This window comes from Streptomyces sp. SCPE 10 (assembly GCF_051980735.1).
GTDB lineage: Bacteria > Actinomycetota > Actinomycetes > Streptomycetales > Streptomycetaceae > Streptomyces > Streptomyces misionensis.
The window spans coordinates 3911078-3932961 of the sequence record NZ_CP197069.1; the positions used below are offsets into that span (position 1 = coordinate 3911078).

19 protein-coding genes are annotated in these 21884 nt (G+C 69.2%); 10 read left to right on the top strand and 9 right to left on the bottom strand.

All coding sequences use genetic code 11. The features are described from left to right. Positions 1–268 precede the first annotated feature (268 nt). Positions 269–1711, top strand: a complete 1443-nt coding sequence (locus ACSP97_RS18140) for a CCA tRNA nucleotidyltransferase (protein ID WP_355321495.1) — start codon at positions 269–271, stop codon at positions 1709–1711. 65 nt (positions 1712–1776) lie between these two features. On the opposite strand, the gene ACSP97_RS18145 is transcribed toward ACSP97_RS18140, so the two are convergent. From ACSP97_RS18145 to ACSP97_RS18155, 3 genes are all read right to left on the bottom strand, one after another. Continuing rightward, the gene (locus ACSP97_RS18145) at positions 1777–3078 is read right to left on the bottom strand and encodes an MFS transporter (protein WP_440558306.1); all 1302 of its coding nucleotides are present in this window, start codon (positions 3076–3078) and stop codon (positions 1777–1779) included. A gap of 144 nt (positions 3079–3222) precedes the next feature. Beyond that, entirely contained in the window at positions 3223–4305 is a 1083-nt protein-coding gene (locus tag ACSP97_RS18150; RefSeq protein ID WP_355146543.1) for an inositol-3-phosphate synthase, read from the bottom strand. 43 nt (positions 4306–4348) lie between these two features. Continuing rightward, the gene (locus ACSP97_RS18155; protein ID WP_146468720.1) at positions 4349–5032 is read right to left on the bottom strand and encodes a PadR family transcriptional regulator; all 684 of its coding nucleotides are present in this window, start codon (positions 5030–5032) and stop codon (positions 4349–4351) included. 395 nt (positions 5033–5427) lie between these two features. Between ACSP97_RS18155 and ACSP97_RS18160 the strand changes: the two genes are divergently transcribed. Continuing rightward, on the top strand, positions 5428–8127 hold the full coding sequence (locus ACSP97_RS18160) for a transglycosylase domain-containing protein (protein ID WP_440558307.1): 2700 nt from the start codon (positions 5428–5430) through the stop codon (positions 8125–8127). Between the two features lie 129 nt (positions 8128–8256). Beyond that, a complete protein-coding gene (locus tag ACSP97_RS18165; RefSeq protein ID WP_355525793.1) occupies positions 8257–9801 on the top strand; it encodes a glycosyltransferase family 87 protein in 1545 nt (514 codons plus the stop codon). Between the two features lie 74 nt (positions 9802–9875). Here ACSP97_RS18165 and ACSP97_RS18170 read toward each other — a convergent pair whose 3' ends face one another. The 3 genes from ACSP97_RS18170 to ACSP97_RS18180 all read right to left on the bottom strand — a co-directional run bounded on the left by ACSP97_RS18170 (position 9876) and on the right by ACSP97_RS18180 (position 12555). Next, positions 9876–10907 carry an alanine racemase gene (locus ACSP97_RS18170; RefSeq protein WP_355146549.1) on the bottom strand — a complete coding sequence of 344 codons (1032 nt, stop codon included), beginning with the start codon at positions 10905–10907 and terminating at the stop codon, positions 9876–9878. Positions 10908–10990: 83 nt separating this feature from the next. Next, positions 10991–12112, bottom strand: coding sequence for a peptidoglycan bridge formation glycyltransferase FemX (gene femX / locus ACSP97_RS18175; RefSeq protein WP_070028833.1), 1122 nt, complete (start codon positions 12110–12112; stop codon positions 10991–10993). Positions 12113–12243: 131 nt separating this feature from the next. After that, positions 12244–12555: a hypothetical protein gene (locus ACSP97_RS18180; RefSeq protein WP_391870221.1), complete on the bottom strand. Its 312-nt coding sequence runs from the start codon at positions 12553–12555 to the stop codon at positions 12244–12246. A gap of 293 nt (positions 12556–12848) precedes the next feature. Between ACSP97_RS18180 and rpsF the strand changes: the two genes are divergently transcribed. The 4 genes from rpsF (at position 12849) to rplI (ending at position 14536) form a co-directional block, all read left to right on the top strand. Then, positions 12849–13139 (top strand): 30S ribosomal protein S6, encoded by a 291-nt coding sequence (gene rpsF, locus ACSP97_RS18185; protein ID WP_070028831.1) that lies wholly within the window; start codon positions 12849–12851, stop codon positions 13137–13139. 73 nt (positions 13140–13212) lie between these two features. Next, entirely contained in the window at positions 13213–13794 is a 582-nt protein-coding gene (locus tag ACSP97_RS18190; protein ID WP_070028830.1) for a single-stranded DNA-binding protein, read from the top strand. A gap of 40 nt (positions 13795–13834) precedes the next feature. Further along, the gene (gene rpsR / locus ACSP97_RS18195; protein WP_003949403.1) at positions 13835–14071 is read left to right on the top strand and encodes a 30S ribosomal protein S18; all 237 of its coding nucleotides are present in this window, start codon (positions 13835–13837) and stop codon (positions 14069–14071) included. Between the two features lie 18 nt (positions 14072–14089). Beyond that, a complete protein-coding gene (rplI, locus tag ACSP97_RS18200) occupies positions 14090–14536 on the top strand; it encodes a 50S ribosomal protein L9 (RefSeq protein WP_070028829.1) in 447 nt (148 codons plus the stop codon). Positions 14537–14663: 127 nt separating this feature from the next. On the opposite strand, the gene ACSP97_RS18205 is transcribed toward rplI, so the two are convergent. Further along, the gene (locus ACSP97_RS18205) at positions 14664–16001 is read right to left on the bottom strand and encodes an MATE family efflux transporter (protein WP_355146554.1); all 1338 of its coding nucleotides are present in this window, start codon (positions 15999–16001) and stop codon (positions 14664–14666) included. A gap of 483 nt (positions 16002–16484) precedes the next feature. On the opposite strand from ACSP97_RS18205, the gene dnaB reads away from it, so the two are divergent. After that, positions 16485–17963: a replicative DNA helicase gene (gene dnaB, locus ACSP97_RS18210; RefSeq protein ID WP_070028827.1), complete on the top strand. Its 1479-nt coding sequence runs from the start codon at positions 16485–16487 to the stop codon at positions 17961–17963. An 81-nt stretch (positions 17964–18044) separates the two neighbouring features. After that, positions 18045–19430 (top strand): serine hydrolase domain-containing protein, encoded by a 1386-nt coding sequence (locus tag ACSP97_RS18215; RefSeq protein ID WP_440558314.1) that lies wholly within the window; start codon positions 18045–18047, stop codon positions 19428–19430. Between the two features lie 89 nt (positions 19431–19519). On the opposite strand, the gene ACSP97_RS18220 is transcribed toward ACSP97_RS18215, so the two are convergent. Continuing rightward, positions 19520–19972, bottom strand: a complete 453-nt coding sequence (locus tag ACSP97_RS18220) for a GNAT family N-acetyltransferase (protein WP_440558315.1) — start codon at positions 19970–19972, stop codon at positions 19520–19522. A gap of 9 nt (positions 19973–19981) precedes the next feature. Beyond that, a complete protein-coding gene (locus tag ACSP97_RS18225; protein WP_358296215.1) occupies positions 19982–20440 on the bottom strand; it encodes a MarR family winged helix-turn-helix transcriptional regulator in 459 nt (152 codons plus the stop codon). 143 nt (positions 20441–20583) lie between these two features. Here ACSP97_RS18225 and ACSP97_RS18230 point away from each other — a divergent pair, with 143 nt between their 5' ends. Further along, a complete protein-coding gene (locus ACSP97_RS18230; protein ID WP_440558317.1) occupies positions 20584–21792 on the top strand; it encodes an MFS transporter in 1209 nt (402 codons plus the stop codon). Positions 21793–21884 lie beyond the last annotated feature (92 nt).

Sequence of the window (21884 nt, forward strand, 5' to 3'; positions counted from 1 at the left end):
GTCCCTCGTCGTCAGTCAGTGGTCGTCGGAATGTGCGTCCCCGCATGGTAACGATGCGCGCCGAGTGGAAGTGCCGCGGTCTCGTCACAAGATCGTCGAGCGGCGGCGACCCGTCCTCTATATCCAGTATCGAGGGGAGAGGGGTCGTACGCCGCAAGAGCTGCGCTTGCGCGGGTATGCCGGTAGCTGTCCGCACCCTGCGCCGGAGGGGCGGCCCGGACCTTATGGGGGAGCCCCGGAGGGCCCGGGGCACGTACCCTCTTCTGTTGTGCCGAACCCCAACGAAGACACTCCCTCCGCCCTGAGCCAGGCGCAGCAGCGCGCGGTCACCGAGCTGCTGCGGGTGGCGCCGGTCGCCGACGATCTCGCCCGCCGATTCCAGGAGGCCGGGTTCTCCCTCGCCCTGGTCGGCGGGTCGGTACGCGACGCGCTGCTCGGCCGGCTCGGCAATGATCTGGACTTCACCACCGACGCCCGCCCCGAGGACGTACTGAAGATCGTCCGGCCCTGGGCGGACGCCGTCTGGGAGGTGGGGATCGCCTTCGGCACCGTCGGCGCCCAGAAGGACGGCTACCAGATCGAGGTCACCACCTACCGGTCGGAGGCGTACGACCGCACCTCGCGCAAGCCCGAGGTGTCCTACGGTGACTCCATCGAGGAGGATCTGGTCCGCCGGGACTTCACGGTCAACGCGATGGCCGTGGCGCTGCCGGAGAAGGAGTTCATCGATCCGCACGGCGGTCTGGGCGACCTCGCGGCACGGGTGCTGCGGACGCCGGGCACCCCGGAGGAGTCCTTCTCGGACGACCCGCTGCGGATGATGCGTGCCGCCCGCTTCGCCGCCCAGCTGGACTTCGAGGTCGCCCCCGAGGTCGTCACCGCCATGACGGAGATGGCGGGGCGCATCGAGATCGTCTCGGCGGAACGGGTCCGGGATGAGCTGAACAAGCTGATCCTCTCCGAGCACCCGCGCAAGGGACTGACCCTGCTCGTCGACAGCGGGCTCGCCGGTCATGTGCTGCCCGAGCTGCCGGCGCTGCGCCTGGAGCGCGACGAGCACCACCGGCACAAGGACGTCTACGAGCACACGCTGATCGTGCTGGAGCAGGCGATCGCCCTGGAGGAGAACGGCCCCGACCTCACGCTGCGACTGGCCGCGCTGCTGCATGACATCGGCAAGCCGCGTACCCGTCGCTTCGAGAAGGACGGCCGGGTCTCCTTCCACCACCACGAGGTGGTCGGCGCCAAGATGACCAAGAAGCGCATGACCGCCCTGAAGTACTCCAACGAGCTGGTGAAGGACGTCTCGCGGCTGGTCGAGCTGCATCTGCGCTTCCACGGCTATGGCACCGGGGAGTGGACGGACTCGGCGGTCCGCCGCTATGTCCGTGACGCGGGCCCCCTGCTGGAGCGCCTGCACAAGCTGACCCGTTCCGACTGCACCACCCGCAACAAGCGGAAGGCGGCCGCGCTGTCCCGGGCCTACGACGGCCTGGAGGACCGCATCGCGCAGTTGCAGGAGCAGGAGGAGCTGGACGCGATCCGCCCGGACCTCGACGGCAACCAGATCATGGAGATCCTGGGCGTCGGCCCGGGCCCGGTGATCGGCAAGGCGTACAAGCACCTGCTGGAGCTGCGGCTGGAGAACGGTCCGATGGAGCACGATGCCGCGGTGGACGCGCTCAAGGAGTGGTGGGCCGGGCAGAACTGAGCGGAGGGTCCGGCCGGTGTTTCACGTGAAACATCGCCGGGCCGGCCGCGCCGAGGGTCGATGTTTCACGTGAAACATCGACCCTCTTTCCGTGTCCCCGTCCCGCGCAGGCGCTCGAAGTACGCCAGGAAGACCGCCACGGCCGCGTAGATCACGGCCACCAGGGCGACCAGCGCCGGTGATCGGCCGTCCGGCGGGAGTATCAGGGCGGCCACGCCGGCGGCACCGACGAAGGCCACATTGAAGAGCACGTCGTAGACGGAGAAGACCCGCCCCCGGAAGCCGTCGTCCACGCCGGCCTGGACGATGGTGTCGGTGGCGATCTTGGCTCCCTGGGTGATCAGCCCCAGCACGAATACCGCGACGAGCAGCGGTACGGCGGCGAAGGGCAGGCCGAGCGCGGGTTCCAGCAGCGCGGCCGACCCCGAGCACACCACGATCCAGCGGATCGGTCCCAGCCGCCCCGCCGCCCAGGGCGTCACCACGGCCGCCGCGAAGAAGCCCGCACCGGACAGGGCCAGGGCCAGGCCGAGCAGCCGCAGCCCCGCCTCGGGTGTCGCCGCGAGCGAGTAGCGGCACAGCATGAGCAGCAGGACGAGGAGCGCGCCGTAGCAGAAGCGCATCAGCGTCATCGAGCCCAGCGCCCAGGCCGCGTCCCTGCGCCCCTGGGTGGCCAGATGCTTCATGGCCGCGAGCAGATCGCGCGCCGTGTCGGCGAGCGCGGTCGTCAGATGCGGTTGCAGCTGCTGCCGGTCGGGGCCGAGGAGGGAGGGGGCCATGCTCAGGGAGACGGCCGCCGCACACAGGTAGAGGAAGGCGCCCAGCAGCACCACGGCTGCGTCGGACCCCGAGGACAGCAGCCGTACCACGAAGGCGAGTCCGCCCCCGACGGTCGCGGCGAGTGTGCCGGCCGTCGGGGACAGCGCATTGGCGATCACCAGTCGCTCGGTGTCGACCACCCTGGGCAGGGCAGCGGACAGCCCGGCGAGGATGAAGCGGTTGACGGCCGTGACGCACAGCGCGGAGGCGTAGAAGAGCCAGGCCGGTACCTGGCCCGCCATCAGTACGGCGGTCGCGGCGGCCAGCAGCGCGCGCAGCAGATTGCCGTGGACGAACACCTGGCGGCGCCGCCAGCGGTCCAGCAGGACGCCCGCGAAGGGGCCGACGAGTGAATAGGGGAGCAGCAGCACCGCCATCGCCGACGCGATCGCGGCGGGTGAGGTCTGTTTCTCCGGGGAGAAGACGACATAGGCGGCGAGCGCGACCTGATAGACCCCGTCGGCGCCCTGGGACAGCAGACGGACGTACAGCAGGCGCCGGAAGTACCGCAGGCGCAACAGGACGCGCAGGTCACGGACGACGGGCATGGGGCTCAGCCTCACATATGCGGAAGGTCCCCGGGTCGGGACCCGGGGACCTTCACAGCCCTGGCAGGAGCGATTTTTGTGCGAGCGGTTCCACGCCGGGGCGCGTCGCGTCACGCGCCGGCCGGAGCGCCGTGCCGGGCCGAGTTAGCGCTCGACCTCGCCGCGGATGAACTTCTCGACGTTCTCGCGGGCCTCGTCGTCGAAGTACTGGACCGGCGGGGACTTCATGAAGTAGGAGGACGCGGAGAGGACGGGGCCACCGATACCGCGGTCCTTGGCGATCTTCGCGGCGCGCAGGGCGTCGATGATGACGCCGGCGGAGTTCGGGGAGTCCCAGACCTCGAGCTTGTACTCCAGGTTCAGCGGAACGTCACCGAAGGCACGGCCCTCGAGGCGGACGTACGCCCACTTGCGGTCGTCCAGCCAGGCCACGTAGTCGGACGGGCCGATGTGGACGTTCTTCTCGCCGAGGTCCCGGTCGGGGATCTGGGAGGTGACGGCCTGCGTCTTGGAGATCTTCTTGGACTCCAGGCGCTCACGCTCGAGCATGTTCTTGAAGTCCATGTTGCCGCCGACGTTCAGCTGCATCGTGCGGTCCAGGATGACACCGCGGTCCTCGAACAGCTTGGCCATGACGCGGTGCGTGATGGTGGCGCCGACCTGGGACTTGATGTCGTCACCGACGATCGGCACACCGGCCTCGGTGAACTTGTCCGCCCACTCCTTGGTGCCGGCGATGAAGACCGGAAGGGCGTTGACGAAGGCGACCTTGGCGTCGATGGCGCACTGGGCGTAGAACTTCGCCGCGTCCTCGGAGCCGACCGGCAGGTAGCAGACCAGGACGTCGACCTGCTTGTCCTTCAGGACCTGGACGACGTCGACCGGCTCGGCGTCCGACTCCTCGATGGTGGCGCGGTAGTACTTGCCGAGGCCGTCGAGGGTGTGGCCGCGCTGCACGGTGATGCCGGTGTTCGGCACGTCGCAGATCTTGATGGTGTTGTTCTCGGAGGCGCCGATGGCGTCCGCCAGGTCGAGGCCGACCTTCTTGGCGTCCACGTCGAACGCGGCCACGAACTCGATGTCACGCACGTGGTAGTCACCGAACTGCACGTGCATCAGACCGGGGACCTTGGCCGCCGGGTCGGCGTCCTTGTAGTACTCGACTCCCTGCACCAGCGACGCGGCGCAGTTGCCCACGCCGACGATGGCTACGCGAACCGAACCCATTCCGGTTGCTCCCTGTGTGTACGAGTGAGGCCCTGACTGGGACTCACGTGGCGGTGTCGTCGGGCGTATCCGTCCGGGAGGTGTCCCCCGGACGGGGCAGGCCGCCCGTCGATCCAGTGGTGGTGTCCTGTTGAGCGGACCCCCCGGACGCGGAACCCCTCAGGTCCCGTCCGGCTCGCTCGCTCTCGATGAGCTCGTTCAGCCAGCGCACTTCGCGCTCCACGGACTCCATCCCGTGGCGCTGGAGCTCGAGTGTGTAGTCGTCCAGCCGCTCCCGCGTACGAGCCAGGGAGGCGCGCATCTTCTCCAGGCGCTCCTCCAGGCGGCTGCGTCGGCCCTCCAGCACGCGCATGCGCACATCGCGCGAGGTCTGCCCGAAGAAGGCGAACCGTGCGGCGAAGTGCTCGTCCTCGTACGCGTCGGGACCGGTCTGCGAGAGCAGGTCCTCGAAATGCTCCTTACCTTCCGCCGTCAGCCGATAGACGATCTTGGCGCGGCGTCCGGCGAGGGGAGCGGCGAGGGCGTCCTCGTGGGTGTTGCCGGGCTCCTCGGTCAACCAGCCGTTGGCGAGCAGCGTCTTGAGGCAGGGATACAAGGTTCCGTAACTGAACGCCCGGAACACACCCAGGGACGTATTGAGTCGTTTACGCAGCTCATAGCCGTGCATGGGGGACTCGCGCAGCAGGCCGAGCACGGCGAACTCAAGGATGCCGGAGCGCCGGCTCATCGTCGCCTCCTCTCGGCCCGCGGGTCCTCCGCGGGTCTCTCCGTGCCCCTCAACGCGTCTTTATCTCGCGCTGATGTATCGACTCGATACATCCCGACGATAGAACGGCGTATCGCACGGGACAAGAGGGGCGGTGGTGAACGGGATCACATAACCGATTCGTAGGAGGCAACTTGCCTGGTTTGCGGTGAACTTCGGGGCTCGGCGGGTTTTGGCGGTGCGTAGTCTGTGCGGCATGCAGACCACCGGGAACCATGCGACGCCTGGGGAGCGTCGTCGTCCCCGGTGCAGTACGGGTGAATGCGCGACCGACCGCATCCGTACGCCGGGGGGACCGGAAACCAGCCGCCGTTCCAGGCGCGCACGGGTGCGCCTGCCCGAGGAGTAATCGTTCGATGAGCGAGCACCGTCGCAAACCGCCGCAGCCGCAGGGAGGCGGACGTGCCGCGGCCCGACGTGGCCAGCCAGGCTCGTCCCCCGGTCGCCGCGCGGCACCGCGAGGCGCCAGCGGATCGCCTGCCGACTCTCCGGGAGACGCGGAGCGGCCGCTCGGCGGCCGCGCCGAGGCCCGGCGCGCCGCCCAGAGAAGCGGGGGCGGGCGCCGCAGGGCCGATCCCGGGGGCCGCCGCGGCGGCCCGGGCGGTCCCACCGGACCAGGACGGGGCCGGGGACGCACGGCACCGCCCGGCAAGAAGCGGATCATCGACTATCCCCGTGTCGGCAAGTACGGATGGCGCCGCTGGGTGCCGTCCTGGAAGCTCGTGTCGGGCATGTTCATCGGTTTCGTCGGCTGCCTCGTGGCTGTGGCCGGTATCGGGTACGCGATGGTGAGCGTTCCGGACGTGGCCAAGACGGCGACGGCGCAGAACAACGTCTACTACTGGTCCGACAAATCGGTGATGGTCGCCACCGGCGGTGAGACCAACCGGCAGATCATCAACTACGAGGACATCCCCAGGGAGATGCGCTACGCCGTCATCTCCCAGGAGAACAAGACCTTCGAGACCGACAGCGGTGTCGACCCGTCGGGCATCGGTCGCGCGATCTTCAACATGGCGCGGGGCGGTCAGACCCAGGGCGGTTCGACGATCACCCAGCAGTACGTGAAGAACGCCATGCTGGACGACCAGTCGCAGACCCTGTCCCGCAAGTTCAAGGAGATCTTCGTCGCGATCAAGGTGGGCGCCACCGTGCCCAAGCCGAAGATCATGGCCGGATACCTGAACTCGGCGTACTTCGGCCGCGGCGCCTACGGCATCCAGGCGGCCGCCCGCGCCTACTTCAACGTCGACGCCAAGGACCTCAACCCGGGTCAGTGCGCGTTCCTGGCGGCGATGCTGAAGGGCGCCACCTACTACGACCCGGCGGGCGCCACGTCCCTCGACCCCAACGCCACGGCGCAGGCGAACCAGAAGCGTGCGCTGGGGCAGATGCAGGACACCCTCGACAAGATGGTCAAGTACGGCCATCTGAGCGCAGCCGAGCGGGACAAGTACCGCACGCTGCCGCACTGGCAGAACCCGCGGTCCAACAGCCGGCTCAGCGGCCAGATCGGTTACCTGGTCGACCTCGCCAAGTCCTACCTGATCAACAACAGCGACAAGACCCACGTCACCGCGGACGATCTGCAGAAGGGCGGTTACCGGATCTACACGACCTTCGACAAGAAGAAGGTCGACGCGCTGGAAGCCGCCGTCAAGCGCGTCCGGGACGCCAACATCAAGCCCAAGCAGCGCCCGGAGACGGACACCTACGTCCAGTTCGGCGGTGCCTCGGTCGACCCGACGTCGGGCGCCATCAAGGCCATCTACGGCGGTGAGGACGCGACCAAGCACTTCACCGACAACGCCGACTCGACCGGTGCCCAGGTGGGTTCGACGTTCAAGCCTTTCGTGCTGGCGGCCGCGATGAAGTGGGGTGTCCGCGACCCGCACGGCCAGGAGAACCAGGGGCCCGACCAGCGCACGATCGCCTCCCCCAAGAGCCTGTACAGCGGCAAGAACAAGCTCAAGATCGAGAACTACGACCACACAGTCTGGACCGACAAGGACGGCAAGGAGTGGCTCCAGACCAACGACGGCAATGACAACGTCGGCAACCCGCCGGACTACAAGATCGACCTTCGCGAGGCGATGCAGTTCTCGGTGAACTCCGCCTATGTGCAGCTCGGCATGGACGTGGGCCTGGACAAGGTGAAGCAGTCCGCGCTGGACGCGGGTGTGCTGGAGAGCAGCCTGGCCAGCGCCAACTACCCGTCCTTCTCGATCGGTACCTCCGACCCGAGCGCCATCCGCATGGCCGGGGCCTACGGCACCTTCGCCGCCAGCGGCAAGCAGAACGACCCGTACTCGGTCGACCGGGTCGAGAACAAGGACGGGGTCGTCTTCACGCACAAGGCGGCGCCGAAGGACGCCTTCGACCCGAACGTGGCGAACAACGTCACCGACGTCCTGCGGACCGTGGTCGACAAGGGCACGGGCACCAGCGCCCGGCTGCCCGGACGTGAGGTGGCCGGCAAGACCGGTACCACCGACGGCAACAAGTCGGCCTGGTTCGTCGGCTACACCCCGCAGCTGTCCACCGCGATCAGCATGTTCCGTCTGGACGACAACGCGAACAACAAGCAGCGGACGTTCCTGGAGATGTACGGAACGGGTGGCCAGAAGAAGATCCACGGTGCCTCGTTCCCCGCGGAGATCTGGCACGACTACATGGCCGAGGCGCTCCAGGGCCAGCCGGCGCTGACCTTCCCGGCGCCCCAGCCCATCGGCAGGGTGATCAACCCCGAGCCGAGCCCGACGCCGACCCCGTCGGTCACCCAGAGCCCGTCCTCCAGCCCGAGCACGAGCCCGTCGCCGAGCGACAGCGGGCCCTCCTCGAGCCCGTCGGCCAGCCAGAGCTGTGGCTTCTTCGGCTGCAGCGACGGTGGCAACGGCAACGGCGGCAACAACGGCAACGGCGGGGGCAACGGCGGTCCCGGCGGGGGCGGCCCCGGCGGGGACGGCGGCCCGTCGCCCTCGACGTCGGCCACCGACCCCAATGGGGACAACCGGGGCACCGGCACGGGAGGCTTCTGGGGAGGCCCGACAGGCTGACCCGGTCGTCCGACCGATCGGCGGTCATATCGCCCGCCATGTGCGTTTCACGTGAAACATGGGCCGCCGCACCCGTGAGGTGTGGCGGCCCTCCGCGTTTTCCCGGACGGGTACGGCAGGATGTGGCCCATGCCCAGTGCAGAGACGACACCCGCGGGCGTGCGTGAGCCCGAGCCGGAGCGGTCCGCCCCATCGGAGCCGGTGCGCCCGACCAGGGAGGACGAGGTCGCAGCGGTCGGCAGTGAGCTGATCGGCGGCCCCATCGGGCGCTATGCCCGGCTGAGGACCTCCTGGTGGACGCCCGTGCGGGTCGTCGCACTGGTGGCGATCGGCATGTTCGCCCTCGGCCTGGTACAGAAGGCGCCGTGCTACCACAGCGCCTGGTTCTTCGGCGCGAGCTCCCAGTACACGAAGGCCTGCTACTCGGACATCCCGCACCTCTACCAGGGCCGCGGCTTCGCCGACCACCTCGTGCCCTATTTCGACAGACTCCCGGACGACCTCTCCGGCGGCATGGGCTACCTCGAATACCCGGTGCTGACCGGGGTGTTCATGCAGGTGGCCTCCTGGCTGACCCCGCACAGCGGCAGCATCCAGGACCAGGAGCAGTGGTACTGGTTCGTCAACGCCGCCATGCTGATGGTCTGCACGGCCGTCCTCGCCGTCTGCGTGGCCCGCACCCACCGGCGGCGCCCCTGGGACGGCCTGCTGGTCGCCCTGGCGCCCGCCGCGGCGCTGACCGCCACCATCAACTGGGACCTGCTGGCGGTGGCGCTGACGGCCGCCGCGATGCTGATGTGGGCCCGCCGCCGCCCGGTCGCCTTCGGCGTCCTCCTGGGGCTCGCCACGGCCGCCAAGCTCTATCCCGTCTTCCTGCTCGGGCCCCTGCTCGTGCTGTGCTGGCGGGCCGGCAAATGGCGGGAGTACGGGCAGGCCGTGGCCGGCGCGGCGGTCGCCTGGCTGGTGGTGAATCTGCCGGTGATGCTGTTCGCCTTCCCGGGCTGGTCGAAGTTCTACACGTTCAGCCAGGACCGGGGCGTCGACTTCGGCTCCTTCTGGCTGATCTGGTCCCAGAACTCCAGCAACCCGCCCGGCACCGGCTTCGTGAACACCGCGGCGACGGTGCTGGTGGTGCTGTGCGCCCTCGGCATCGCCGTGCTCACCTTCACCGCCCCGCGCCGGCCGCGCTTCGCCCAGCTGGCCTTCCTCATCGTCGCGGTCTTCGTCCTCACCAACAAGGTCTACTCGCCGCAGTACGTGCTCTGGCTGGTGCCGCTGGCGGCCCTCGCCCGGCCGAAGTGGCGGGACTTCCTGATCTGGCAGGCGTGCGAGGTGGCGTACTTCCTCGGCATCTGGATGTACCTCGCGTACACGACCAGCGGGGACGCCCACAAGGGCCTGCCGACGCACGGCTACCACTGGGCGATCGCGCTGCACCTGCTGGGCACGCTGTACCTGTGCGCCGTCGTCGTCCGCGACATCCTGACGCCGGAACGGGACGTGGTGCGCCGGTCCGGGGACGACGACCCCTCGGGCGGGGTGCTCGACGGGGCGGACGACGTCTTCGTCCTCGGCGCGGCGGCCCGCCCGCCCCGGCACGCCACCCGCCACGAGGCGCCGCAGGTGGACTGGGGCAGGCAGGACTCCGCACCCCACCAGGGCGATTCGCTCTGAGCGAACGCTTCCCGAGGGCATGAAGAAGGCCGTACACGGTGCTCCGTGTACGGCCTTCTCGCCGGACTGGGGCCTCAGCGGTCCACGATGCGGTCGAACTGCGTGGTGGTGTGCCGCAGATGGGCCACCAGCTCGTCGCCGACCTTGGGCTCCGCGGCGTCCGAGGGGACGAACAGGATCGACACCTGCATGTGCGGCGGCTCGGCGAACCAGCGCTGCTTGCCGTCCCAGACGAACGGGGAGAGGTTCCGGTTGACCGTGGCGAGACCGGCGCGGGCGACGCCCTTGGCGCGCGGCATGACGCCGTGCAGGGCCTTCGGGGCCTCCAGACCCACCCCGTGCGACGTACCGCCCGCCACGACCACCAGGAAGCCGTCGGAGGCCGCCTTCTGCTGCCGGTAGCCGAACCGGTCGCCCTTGGCCACCCGCGTGACGTCCAGGACGGCACCGCGGTACTGGGTCGCCTCGTGGTCCCCCAGCCACAGCCGCGTGCCGATGCGGGCGCGGAACCGGGTCTGCGGGAACTGCTGCTGGAGCCGGGCCAGTTCGTCGGCCTTGAGGTGGCTGACGAACATCGTGTGCAGCGGCAGCCGGGCCGCGCGCAGCCGGTCCATCCAGCCGATGACCTCCTCGACGGCGTCCGAGCCGTCGGTGCGGTCCAGCGGCAGATGGATGGCGAAGCCCTCCAGGCGGACGTTCTCTATGGCCTGGTGCAGCTGCGGCAGGTCCTGCTCGCTGATGCCGTGCCGCTTCATCGAGGACATCACCTCGATGACGACCCGGGCGCCCACCAGGCCGTACACGCCGTCGATCGAGGAGACCGAGCGCACGACCCGGTCGGGCAGCGGCACGGGCTCCTCGCCACGCCGGTAGGGCGTCAGCACCAGCAGGTCACCGCTGAAGAAATCCTTGATGCGCGCGGCCTCGTACGTCGTGCCGACGGCGAGCAGGTCCGAGCCGAGCCGGGTGGCCTCTTCCGACAGCCGTTCGTGCCCGAAGCCGTAGCCGTTGCCCTTGCAGACCGGGACCAGGCCCGGGAACTGCTCCTGCACATGCTTGTGGTGCGCCCGCCAGCGCGCGGTGTCGACGTAGAGCGTGAGCGCCATGGCCGGACCCGGACCCTTTCTCGTGGCTGAGGTGTTTCAGGGGTGTGAGTGCTGTGAACCCTATGGAATCAAACGTCGGCGGCTCAGCGGCGCGACATGTAGATGTCGAGCGCCTTGTGGAGCAGCTTGTTCAGCGGGAAGTCCCATTCGCCGAGGTACTCCGCGGCCTGGCCGCCCGTGCCGACCTTGAACTGGATCAGGCCGAACAGGTGGTCGGACTCGTCCAGGGAGTCGGAGATGCCGCGCAGGTCGTAGACGGTGGCACCGAGCGCGTAGGCGTCGCGCAGCATCCGCCACTGCATGGCGTTCGACGGCCGCACCTCGCGGCCGATGTTGTCGGAGGCGCCGTAGGAGTACCAGACGTGGCCGCCGACGATCAGCATCGTCGCCGCGGAGAGGTTCACGCCGTTGTGCCGGGCGAAGTACAGCCGCATCCGGTTGGGGTCCTCGGTGTTGAGGGCCGTCCACATGCGCTGGAAGTACGACAGCGGGCGGGGCCGGAAGTGGTCGCGCACGGCCGTGATCTCGTACAGCCGCTGCCACTCGGCGAGGTCCTGGTAACCGCCCTGGACGACCTCGACGCCGGCCTTCTCGGCCTTCTTGATGTTGCGTCGCCACAGCTGGTTGAAGTTCTTGTGGACCTCTTCCAGGGAACGGTTCGCCAGCGGCACCTGGTAGACGTAACGGGGCTGCACGTCACCGAAGCCGGCGCCGCCGTCCTCGCCCTGCTGCCAGCCCATGCGGCGCAGCTTGTCGGCCACCTCGAAGGCGCGCGGCTCGATGAAGTCGGCCTCCAGGTCGCGCAGGCGCTTGACGTCCTGGTCCTGGATGCCCTTCTTGATCGTCTCGGCGTTCCAGCGCCGGATGATCACCGGCGGGCCCATCTTCACGGAGAAGGCGCCCTGCTGCTTCAGGTGCGCCAGCATCGGCTGGATCCAGTCGTCCAGGTTCGGCGCGTACCAGTTGATGACCGGGCCTTCGGGCAGATAGGCGAGGTAGCGCTTGATCTTGGGCAGCTGGCGGTAGAGGACCAGGCCCACGCCGACCAGCTGGCCGGTGCGCTCGTCGAACCAGCCGAGGTTCTCCGAGCGCCATTCCGCCTTCACGTCTGCCCAGGCCGGGACCTGCATGTGACTCGCCGACGGCAGGCTCTGGATGTAGGCCAGATGTTGCTCGCGGCTGATGGTCCTCAGGGTCAGGCTCATGTCGGGGCGCTCCTCGGGCTGGTGTGTCCCCATGGGTACAGGGGCTCCGGCTCTCGCGCCGAAGCCTACTGCCCGGGTGAGCGCCCCGACCGGGCGGACGGCTCAGAAGGGCCCGCCCGCAAGGGGCCGGGTCAGAAGAGCCCGCCGAACAGGCCGCCGTTCGACATGCCGATCAGCAGGCCGATTCCGGAGGCGCCGAGACCCAGGACGAGCCCGAAGCGCTCGCGGGTGGTCACCGAGACCCACTGCCCGTACGCGCCGGTGAGGATGCCCACCAGGCCGGCCCAGGACGTGAGCAGATGCAGGCCGGGGAAGAACGCGGTGATGAAGGACAGCAGGCCCAGGACCAGCGTCACGGCCATCAGGATGTCCGGGACTGGGTGGGTCTTGCCGTCGCTGGCGAAGAGGGATCCGGCGGTGTTCGGCTGCAAAGCCTGTGCCATGGGGCACCTCCTGCGGAAGGCGGCGCATCGTAGCGCCGTACACACCCGACGCGTACAGATTGACGGCCCTCCCGGCCGGATTTCAACCGGAAGCGGGTGTGCGGGTAGTCTGTACCGTCTGCACCGGTGTCTGCCCGGATCCGGGGCGGGGAATCCTCCCGGCCCGTGATCGTCACACGATCGTCAGTGGAAAACCCTGATTGTCAGTGGTGGCCGATACCGTTGCGAACGCATTACGACCCTCCTGCCACGGAACGACCGTGGCCGCTGAGTCCAAAGGAGGTGGGTTCCACATGCGTCACTACGAGGTGATGGTCATCCTCGACCCCGATCTCGAGGAGCGTGCGGTCTCCCCGCTGATCGAGAACTTCATGTCCGTCGTCCGTGATGGCGGCGGCAAGGTGGAGAAGGTCGACACCTGGGGCCGTCGTCGTCTCGCCTACGAGATCAAGAAGAAGCCCGAGGGCATCTACTCGGTCATCGACCTGCAGGCCGAGCCTGCGGTCGTCAAGGAGCTCGACCGGCAGATGAACCTGAACGAGTCGGTCCTCCGGACCAAGGTCCTCCGTCCCGAGACCCACTGAGCTTTCGCTCGGCTGATCCCGGGATTCGAGTAGCAGCAAGCAGCCAGCAGCAAACCCGCCGAGAGGTTCCCCCATGGCAGGCGAGACCGTCATCACGGTCATCGGCAATCTTGTCGACGACCCCGAGCTGCGCTTCACCCCGTCCGGTGCGGCGGTCGCGAAGTTCCGCGTCGCGTCCACTCCCCGCACCTTCGACCGTCAGACCAACGAGTGGAAGGACGGCGAGAGCCTCTTCCTGACCTGCTCGGTCTGGCGCCAGGCGGCGGAGAACGTCGCCGAGTCGCTCCAGCGAGGCATGCGCGTGATCGTGCAGGGCCGGCTGAAGCAGCGGTCCTACGAGGACCGTGAGGGCGTCAAGCGCACGGTCTACGAGCTGGACGTCGACGAGGTCGGCCCCAGCCTGCGCAATGCCACGGCCAAGGTCACCAAGACCTCCGGCGGTGGCGGTCGCGGTGGCCAGGGCGGTTACGGCGGCGGTGGCGGCCAGGGTGGCGGCGGCTGGGGCGGCGGCCCCGGTGGCGGCCAGCAGGGCGGCGGCGCTCCGGCTGACGACCCGTGGGCGACCGGCGCTCCCGCCGGTGGCAACCAGGGTGGCGGCGGCTGGGGCGGTGGCTCCGGTGGCGGTGGCGGCTACTCGGACGAGCCTCCCTTCTAGGGCTCGTATCCACACTTCTTGATCACACAGGAGAAACACCATGGCGAAGCCGCCTGTGCGCAAGCCGAAGAAGAAGGTCTGCGCTTTCTGCAAGGACAAGGTCACGTACGTGGACTACAAGGACACGAACATGCTGCGGAAGTTCATTTCCGACCGCGGCAAGATCCGTGCCCGCCGCGTGACCGGCAACTGCACCCAGCACCAGCGTGACGTCGCCACGGCCGTGAAGAACAGCCGTGAGATGGCGCTGCTGCCCTACACGTCCACCGCGCGATAAGGGAAGGGTGACCGACTCATGAAGATCATCCTCACCCACGAGGTCTCCGGCCTCGGTGCCGCCGGCGACGTCGTCGACGTCAAGGACGGCTACGCTCGCAACTACCTGATCCCGCGGAAGTTCGCTATCCGCTGGACCAAGGGTGGCGAGAAGGACGTCGAGCAGATCCGTCGTGCTCGCAAGATCCACGAGATCCAGACCATCGAGCAGGCCAACCAGATCAAGGCCCAGCTCGAGGGCGTGAAGGTCCGCCTGGCCGTTCGCTCCGGCGACTCCGGCCGTCTCTTCGGTTCCGTCACCCCGGCCGACATCGCGTCCGCGATCAAGGCTTCCGGTGGCCCCGAGGTCGACAAGCGCCGTGTGGAGCTGTCCGCTCCGATCAAGACCCTGGGCGCCCACGAGACGTCCGTGCGTCTGCACCCCGAGGTGGCCGCCAAGGTCAACATCGAGGTCGTCGCGGGCTGACCGCCGTGCTCGGTCTGAGCAGCTGAGAGAGAGGGGCCGTACCCATCGCGGGTACGGCCCCTCTCCTTTGTGCGCGGCCCTTTCGTGTGCAGCCCTCGGGCGGAGGGTGATGTTTCACGTGAAACGGTCAGCGGGTCGCGCCCGTCACGATCCAGCGGCCCGAGCGGCTGCGCCACCACAGGGTCGCCATGCGGGTGGTCATCATCAGCGTCATCGCGGCCCACAGCGCGGTCAGTCCGCCGCCGAGCGTCGGGACGAGCAGGGCGACCGGCACGAACACGGCCAGGGTCAGCAGCATGGCCCAGGCCAGATAGGGCCCGTCGCCCGCGCCCATCAGGACTCCGTCCAGGACGAAGACGATCCCGCAGATGGGCTGTGACAGCGCCACCATCAGCAGAGCGGGCAGCGCCGCGTCCTTGACCACCGCGTCACCGGTGAACAGCGGGAGGAAGAGCGGCCGGGCGGCGACCACCAGCAGCCCGAGGACGACACCGGTCGCGATGCCCCACCGGACCATCCGCCGGCATGCCTCACGAGCACCCTGGGCATCGCTCGCACCGAGGTAGCGGCCGATGATGGCCTGTCCCGCGATGGCGATCGCGTCGAGCGCGAAGGCAAGCAGATTCCACAGGGACAGGATGATCTGGTGGGCGGCGATGTCGGCGTCCCCGAGCCGGGCCGCGACCGCGGTGGCGATCATGAGGATGGCGCGCAGCGACAGGGTGCGGACCAGCAGGGGTACGCCGGCCTGCGCCGAGGCCCGGATACCGGCCGCGTCCGGGCGGAGCGAGGCTCCGTGCCGACGGGCGCCGCGCACGACCACGGTCAGATAGACGGCCGCCATCCCGCACTGCGCGACGACCGTGCCCCAGGCCGAGCCGGCGATGCCGAGTCCGGCGCCGTAGACCAGGCTTGCGTTGAGGACGGCGTTGGCGATGAAGCCGGCGACGGCGACATACAGGGGAGTCCTGGTGTCCTGGAGGCCGCGCAGCACGCCGGTGGCGGCGAGCACCATGAGCATGGCCGGGATGCCCAGGGAGGAGATGCGCAGATACGTCGTGGCGTAGGGGGCGGCCGTGGAGGAGGCGCCGAAGAGGTCCACGATGCCGGGGGCCAGTGGAAGGACGACGGCGATGACGGCACACCCGAGCAGCAGCGCCAGCCAGATGCCGTCCATGCCCTGGCGGATGGCGCCCCGGAGATCGCCCGCGCCCGTGCGGCGGGCCACGGCGGCAGTGGTGGCGTAGGCGAGGAAGACGAACACGCTCACGGCGGTGGTCAGCAGTGCGGAGGCGACGCCGAGACCGGCGAGCTGAGCGGTGCCGAGATGGCCGACGATCGCGCTGTCCACCATGACGAAGAGGGGCTCGGCGACGAGTGCGCCGAAGGCCGGGACGGCCAGCGCGACGATCTCTCGGTCGTGCCGCCGACGGGTGGCCTCGGGGATCTCGGGAGCCTGAGTCATGAGCGCTAATCTAATCGTCCACAGGTAAGAGATGCAATTGGCTGGCGCCCCTTACTTGCGATCTCGGCCGCCGTCGTTTCGCGCACCGTTCGAAGCGATCTTGGCCCGACCGGGAAACTTTTTCTTCTGCACAGCCCGTGGATCCCGAACCCGCAGGTCAGAGAGGTGTTGCCGACGAGGGCGAGGGCTTGTTCACAGGGCTGTCCACCGGGTCGTGCACAGGTTTCGGCGAGTTCTCCACAGCATCGGGCCGGTCGTCCACATGGCCTGTGGATAACCAGATTGGCTGACGGTGCCGACGGGCCTACCGTGGTCCGGCGCCCGCTCCTTCTCCCGGCCCCGGAAGACGTTCCCTCCGAGGTTCGGGAAACGGCATATACCGACCGCGCCAGAAGCGGAGTCGGGCCTCTCGATTTGTCAGTGCCGTGCCGTACAACAGAGGTCACGGCGAGGTCCGCCGCGCGGACGGGAGGAGGTGGCTCGGTGAGCATTTCCGAGCCCTTGGACGATCCGTGGGCGGACAGCGGGCCCAGCGATCGTCTGCCGGCCTCCCGTCGGCGTCCCGACGGCGGCCGGGGTCGTGACGAGCAGCACGACCGGGGCCGGGACAACGCTTCCTGGGACGGCGGCGGCTCCTCCTTCGAGCGGGTGCCCCCCCAGGACCTCGACGCCGAGCAGTCGGTGCTGGGCGGCATGCTGCTGTCCAAGGACGCCATCGCCGACGTCGTGGAGATCCTCAAGGGCCACGACTTCTACAAGCCCGCGCACGAGACGATCTACCAGGCGATCCTGGACGTCTACGCCAAGGGCGAGCCGGCCGACCCGATCACCATCGCCGCCGAGCTCACCAAGCGCGGCGAGATCAACAAGGTCGGCGGCGCCGCGTACCTGCACAGCCTGGTCCAGACGGTGCCGACGGCGGCCAACGCCGAGTACTACGCGGAGATCGTCCACGAGCGCGCCGTCCTGCGCCGTCTGGTCGAGGCCGGGACGCGCATCACCCAGATGGGATACGCGGCCGACGGCGACGTGGACGAGATCGTCAACAGCGCCCAGGCCGAGATCTACGCCGTCACCGAGCAGCGCACCAGTGAGGACTATCTGCCGCTGGGCGACATCATGGAGGGCGCCCTCGACGAGATCGAGGCGATCGGCTCGCGCAGCGGCGAGATGACGGGCGTGCCGACCGGCTTCACCGACTTCGACTCGCTCACCAACGGTCTGCACCCCGGTCAGATGATCGTCATCGCGGCCCGTCCCGCCATGGGCAAGTCGACGCTCGCCCTGGACTTCGCGCGGGCCGCGGCCATCAAGCACAACCTGCCGAGCGTCATCTTCTCGCTCGAAATGGGGCGCAACGAGATCGCGATGCGTCTGCTGTCCGCCGAGGCCCGGGTCGCCCTGCACCACATGCGCTCCGGCACGATGACCGACGAGGACTGGACCCGGCTCGCCCGCCGCATGCCGGACGTCTCGGCCGCCCCGCTCTACATCGACGACTCCCCGAACCTGTCGATGATGGAGATCCGGGCCAAGTGCCGTCGGCTCAAGCAGCGCAACGACCTGAAGCTGGTCGTCATCGACTATCTCCAGCTGATGCAGTCCGGCGGCTCCAAGCGCGCCGAGAGCCGTCAGCAGGAGGTCTCGGACATGTCCCGTAACCTCAAGCTGCTCGCCAAGGAGCTGGAGATCCCGGTCATCGCGCTGTCCCAGCTCAACCGTGGTCCCGAGCAGCGCACCGACAAGAAGCCGATGGTCTCCGACCTGCGTGAGTCCGGCTCGATCGAGCAGGACGCCGACATGGTCATCCTGCTGCACCGCGAGGACGCCTACGAGAAGGAGTCCCCGCGCGCGGGCGAGGCCGACCTGATCGTCGCCAAGCACCGAAACGGTCCCACGGCCACCATCACGGTCGCCTTCCAGGGCCACTACTCGCGCTTCGTGGACATGGCCCAGACCTGATCGGACGCCGCGGCCCCTGGGTGACGCGCCCGCGCCGGAAATGAATTCGACGCCCGGTGTTCCAGCGGATGGACTGGGGGGATGACGACTTCACAGGACGTGCTGCTCCCGGGGACGCAGCGCGCATTGCTGCACAGGATCGCCGTCGCCCAGCGCGAGGGACGGACACCGTCGCTGGTCGCCGCCGTGGTGCGCGACGGGCAAACCGTGTGGCACGGGGCGCGCAGCTCGGTGGAGGGGCACGCGCCGGACGAGAACGTGCAGTACCGGATCGGGTCCATCACCAAGACCTTCACGGCCGTACTGGTGATGCGGCTGCGCGACGAGGGCGTGCTCGACCTCGGTGATCCGCTGGACAAGCATCTGCCGGGCACCGCCGTGGGGCAGGCCACGATCGCCCAGCTGCTCGCGCACACGGGCGGGGTGGCGGCCGAGTCCCCCGGGCCCTGGTGGGAGCGGACCCCGGGCTCGCTGCGGCCCGAGCTGAGCGATGTACTCGGCGAGCAGCCCCTGCTGCATCCCGCGGGGCGGCTGCACCACTACTCCAACACCGGCTACACATTGCTCGGCGCGTTGGTGGAGGAGCTGCGCGGCGCCCCCTGGGAGGAGGTGCTGCGCCGGGAGATCCTCGAACCGCTCGGCCTGCACCGCACCAGTGCTCGGCCGCAGGCCCCGCACGCGGGCGGCTGGGCGGTGCATCCGTGGGCCGACGCGCTGCTGCCGGAGCCAGCGGAGGACCTGGGCCGGATGGCGTCCGCCGGCCAGCTGTGGTCGACCACGGGGGACCTGGCGCGGTTCGCGGTCTTCCTGGCCCATGGCGACGAGCGGGTGCTGAGCGCGGAGTCGGTGCTGGAGATGCGGACCCCGGCGGCGCCGGCCGAGGCATCCGCTGTGGTGGACGGGACCAGTTACGGCCTCGGGATGCAGCTCACCACCCGCGACGGGCGGCTGCTGGTCGGGCACTCCGGTTCGCTGCCCGGCTTCCTGGCCAACCTCACCATCAGCGTGGAGGACGATCTGGCCGCGGTGGTGCTCACCAACTGCACCAGCGGGCCGTCGCTGGGGACCGTGGGCGCCGATCTCGTGCGGATCGTCGCCGAGGCGGAGCCGAAGATCCCCGAGCCGTGGCGCCCGCTGCGGGAGGTCGACCCGGCGGTCCTGGAACTGGCCGGTCAGTGGTACTGGGGGACTGCTGCCTTCGGGCTGCGGGTGACGGCCGACGGTCTTCTCTCGCTCGCTCCCTTGACCGGCGGCGGGCGCGGCTCCCGCTTCCGCTCGAACGGCGACGGCACCTGGACGGGGCTGGAGGACTACTACGCCGGTGAGCTGCTGCGGCCGGTGCGGCGGCCGGACGGGTCGCTGAGCCATCTCGACCTCGGCTCGTTCGTGTTCACCCGGCAGCCGTACGACCCCGAGGCCCCGGTGCCCGGTGGCGTGGACCCGGAGGGCTGGCGGGGCCTCGCCTGATCCGTCGAACGGTCCACCGACGAAGAGGGACTCGCGTTTCACGTGAAACGCGGGCCCTCTTTGCTCCGCTTCCAGCGAGGTGAAGGCCGTCAGAGGTGCAGCTTGAAGCCCTCGTGGGAGGCGGTGAAGCCGAGCCGCTCGTAGAAGCGGTGGGCGTCGGGACGGGCCTTGTCGGACGTCAGCTGCACCATCCGGCAGTCGAGCCGCCGGGCCGTGTCGATGGCCCACTGGATCAGTTCGGTGCCCAGCCCGCTGCCGCGTTCGTCGGCATGGATGCGCACGGCCTCGATGAGCGCTCGTGTCGCGCCCCGGTGGGAAAGCCCGGGGATGGTGGTGAGCTGGAGGGTCCCGATCACCCGGCCGTCGCGCACCGCGACGACGAGATGCTGGTTCGGGTCCGCCTCCAGCCGCTTCAGCGCCGCCTGGTACGGCGCGGGATCGTCGGGCGACTCCCGCTGTGCGCCCAGCGGATCGTCGACGAGCATGGCGATGATCGCCGGAAGGTCGTCGGCGGTTGCCGCCCGTATCTCAAGATCTCCCATACCCGCACCCTACGCGGGCACGTTCAGCGACTCCACGACCCTGACCAGCGGGGCCAGTTCGGGGTTCTCCGATGCCTTGTCCAGCGCCTCGCGCAGGGCGGCGTCATTGGTGGGCCGTGCCTTCTCCAGCAACCGCAGGCCCTCCTCGGTGACGTTGGTGTAGATGCCACGCCGGTCGGTGGGGCACAGATAGCGCTCCAGCAGGCCGCGGTCCTCGAGGCGGGTGACCAGACGTGTGGTGGCGCTCTGGCTGAGCACGACCGCGTCGGCGACCTGCTTCATCTGGAGATGCCCGCCCTCGCCGTCGTGCTGTCGGCTCAGTACGTCGAGCAGTGAGTACTCGCGCACGCTGAGGTCGTGCTGCGCCTGCAGGGCGCGCTCGATGTGCGCCTCGATCTTCCCGTGCAGCGCAGAGAGGGCGCACCAGCCCTGAGCGAGGGCGGTGAGCGCGGGGTCCGTCGCTGTCATTGGCGTGTTCCTCCGTCCCGGAGCGGATTCCTCAAGAGTAGACCACTTCCGTGATAGCCCGCTCTTGCAATTATCCCGCGTCTGCAATTATCGTGATGACACGCAAAGCGCTCCTGCAACCGTTTGGGAAGGTGTACCCCCACATGCCTCTCGCGCTTCTGGCCCTCGCGATCGGGGCCTTCGGAATCGGGACCACCGAGTTCGTGATCATGGGTTTGCTGCCCGAGGTCGCGGGTGATTTCGGGGTCTCCATCCCCACGGCCGGCCTGCTGGTGACCGGCTACGCGCTCGGCGTGGTCATCGGCGCCCCGCTGATGACCGTGCTCGGCACCAAGGTCCCTCGCAAGCGGATGCTGATGCTGCTGATGGGCCTCTTCATCGCGGGCAACCTGCTGTCCGCGCTGGCCCCCGCCTTCGCGGTCATGCTGATCGGCCGTGTGGTCGCCTCGCTCGCTCACGGAGCCTTCTTCGGCATCGGCTCGGTCGTGGCGGCCGAGCTGGTCGCGCCGCAGAAGAAGGCCGGCGCCATCGCCATGATGTTCACCGGACTGACCGTCGCCAATGTCGTCGGTGTCCCGCTGGGCACCCTGGTCGGCCAGCACGTCGGCTGGCGCGTCACCTTCGGGATCGTCGCCGCGCTCGGCGTGATCGGTCTCGCCGGCATCGCCAAGCTGGTGCCCGAGCTGCCCCGCCCCGAGGGCGTGCACCTGCGGCACGAGGTGGCCGCTTTCAAGAACGCCCAGGTCCTGCTCGCCATGGCGATGACCGTCCTCGGTTTCGGCGGTGTCTTCGCGGCCATCACCTACATCGCGCCGATGATGACCCACGTCGCCGGCTTCGCCGACGGTTCGGTCACCTGGCTGCTGGTCCTGTTCGGCATCGGCATGGTCGGCGGCAACCTCATCGGCGGCAAGTTCGCCGACCGCGCCCTGATGCCGATGCTGTACGTCTCGCTGGGCGCCCTGGCCCTCGTCCTCGCCCTGTTCACGCTGACCGCCCACAACAAGATCGCGGCCGCCGTGACCATCGCCCTCATCGGCGCCCTCGGCTTCGCCACCGTCCCGCCGCTGCAGAAGCGCGTCCTCGACCAGGCGCACGGCGCGCCCACGCTCGCCTCGGCGGTGAACATCGGCGCCTTCAACCTGGGCAACGCCCTCTCCGCCTGGCTCGGTGGCCTGGTGATCTCGGCCGGCTTCGGCTACACGGCCCCCAACTGGGTCGGTGCCGTCCTCGCGGCAGCCGCGCTGGTCCTCGCCGTCCTCTCGGCCGTCCTGGAGCGCCGCGACGCCGCCCGCGCCACCGTGGTCGCCGCGGGCGCCCCCAGCGGTCGGCACGCCGCCGTCCACCACTGAGTCACCACCCCGGACGCCACCACAGCGCCCTTCACAGCCACCCGCACCGGCCCCGGTGCGGCCCCCACCGCAACACCCGAGGAGACACGTCC

What these genes read in the sequence shown, in the direction of transcription:
- ACSP97_RS18145 (WP_440558306.1), bottom strand. Translation starts at nt 3,078, where the DNA reads ATGCCCGTCGTCCGTGACCTGCGCGTCCTGTTGCGCCTGCGGTACTTC.
- ACSP97_RS18150 (WP_355146543.1), bottom strand. Translation starts at nt 4,305, where the DNA reads ATGGGTTCGGTTCGCGTAGCCATCGTCGGCGTGGGCAACTGCGCCGCG.
- ACSP97_RS18155 (WP_146468720.1), bottom strand. Translation starts at nt 5,032, where the DNA reads ATGAGCCGGCGCTCCGGCATCCTTGAGTTCGCCGTGCTCGGCCTGCTG.
- ACSP97_RS18160 (WP_440558307.1), top strand. Translation starts at nt 5,428, where the DNA reads ATGAGCGAGCACCGTCGCAAACCGCCGCAGCCGCAGGGAGGCGGACGT.
- ACSP97_RS18165 (WP_355525793.1), top strand. Translation starts at nt 8,257, where the DNA reads ATGCCCAGTGCAGAGACGACACCCGCGGGCGTGCGTGAGCCCGAGCCG.
- ACSP97_RS18170 (WP_355146549.1), bottom strand. Translation starts at nt 10,907, where the DNA reads ATGGCGCTCACGCTCTACGTCGACACCGCGCGCTGGCGGGCGCACCAC.
- femX (WP_070028833.1), bottom strand. Translation starts at nt 12,112, where the DNA reads ATGAGCCTGACCCTGAGGACCATCAGCCGCGAGCAACATCTGGCCTAC.
- ACSP97_RS18180 (WP_391870221.1), bottom strand. Translation starts at nt 12,555, where the DNA reads ATGGCACAGGCTTTGCAGCCGAACACCGCCGGATCCCTCTTCGCCAGC.
- rpsF (WP_070028831.1), top strand. Translation starts at nt 12,849, where the DNA reads ATGCGTCACTACGAGGTGATGGTCATCCTCGACCCCGATCTCGAGGAG.
- ACSP97_RS18190 (WP_070028830.1), top strand. Translation starts at nt 13,213, where the DNA reads ATGGCAGGCGAGACCGTCATCACGGTCATCGGCAATCTTGTCGACGAC.
- rpsR (WP_003949403.1), top strand. Translation starts at nt 13,835, where the DNA reads ATGGCGAAGCCGCCTGTGCGCAAGCCGAAGAAGAAGGTCTGCGCTTTC.
- rplI (WP_070028829.1), top strand. Translation starts at nt 14,090, where the DNA reads ATGAAGATCATCCTCACCCACGAGGTCTCCGGCCTCGGTGCCGCCGGC.
- ACSP97_RS18205 (WP_355146554.1), bottom strand. Translation starts at nt 16,001, where the DNA reads ATGACTCAGGCTCCCGAGATCCCCGAGGCCACCCGTCGGCGGCACGAC.
- ACSP97_RS18215 (WP_440558314.1), top strand. Translation starts at nt 18,045, where the DNA reads ATGACGACTTCACAGGACGTGCTGCTCCCGGGGACGCAGCGCGCATTG.
- ACSP97_RS18220 (WP_440558315.1), bottom strand. Translation starts at nt 19,972, where the DNA reads ATGGGAGATCTTGAGATACGGGCGGCAACCGCCGACGACCTTCCGGCG.
- ACSP97_RS18225 (WP_358296215.1), bottom strand. Translation starts at nt 20,440, where the DNA reads ATGACAGCGACGGACCCCGCGCTCACCGCCCTCGCTCAGGGCTGGTGC.
- ACSP97_RS18230 (WP_440558317.1), top strand. Translation starts at nt 20,584, where the DNA reads ATGCCTCTCGCGCTTCTGGCCCTCGCGATCGGGGCCTTCGGAATCGGG.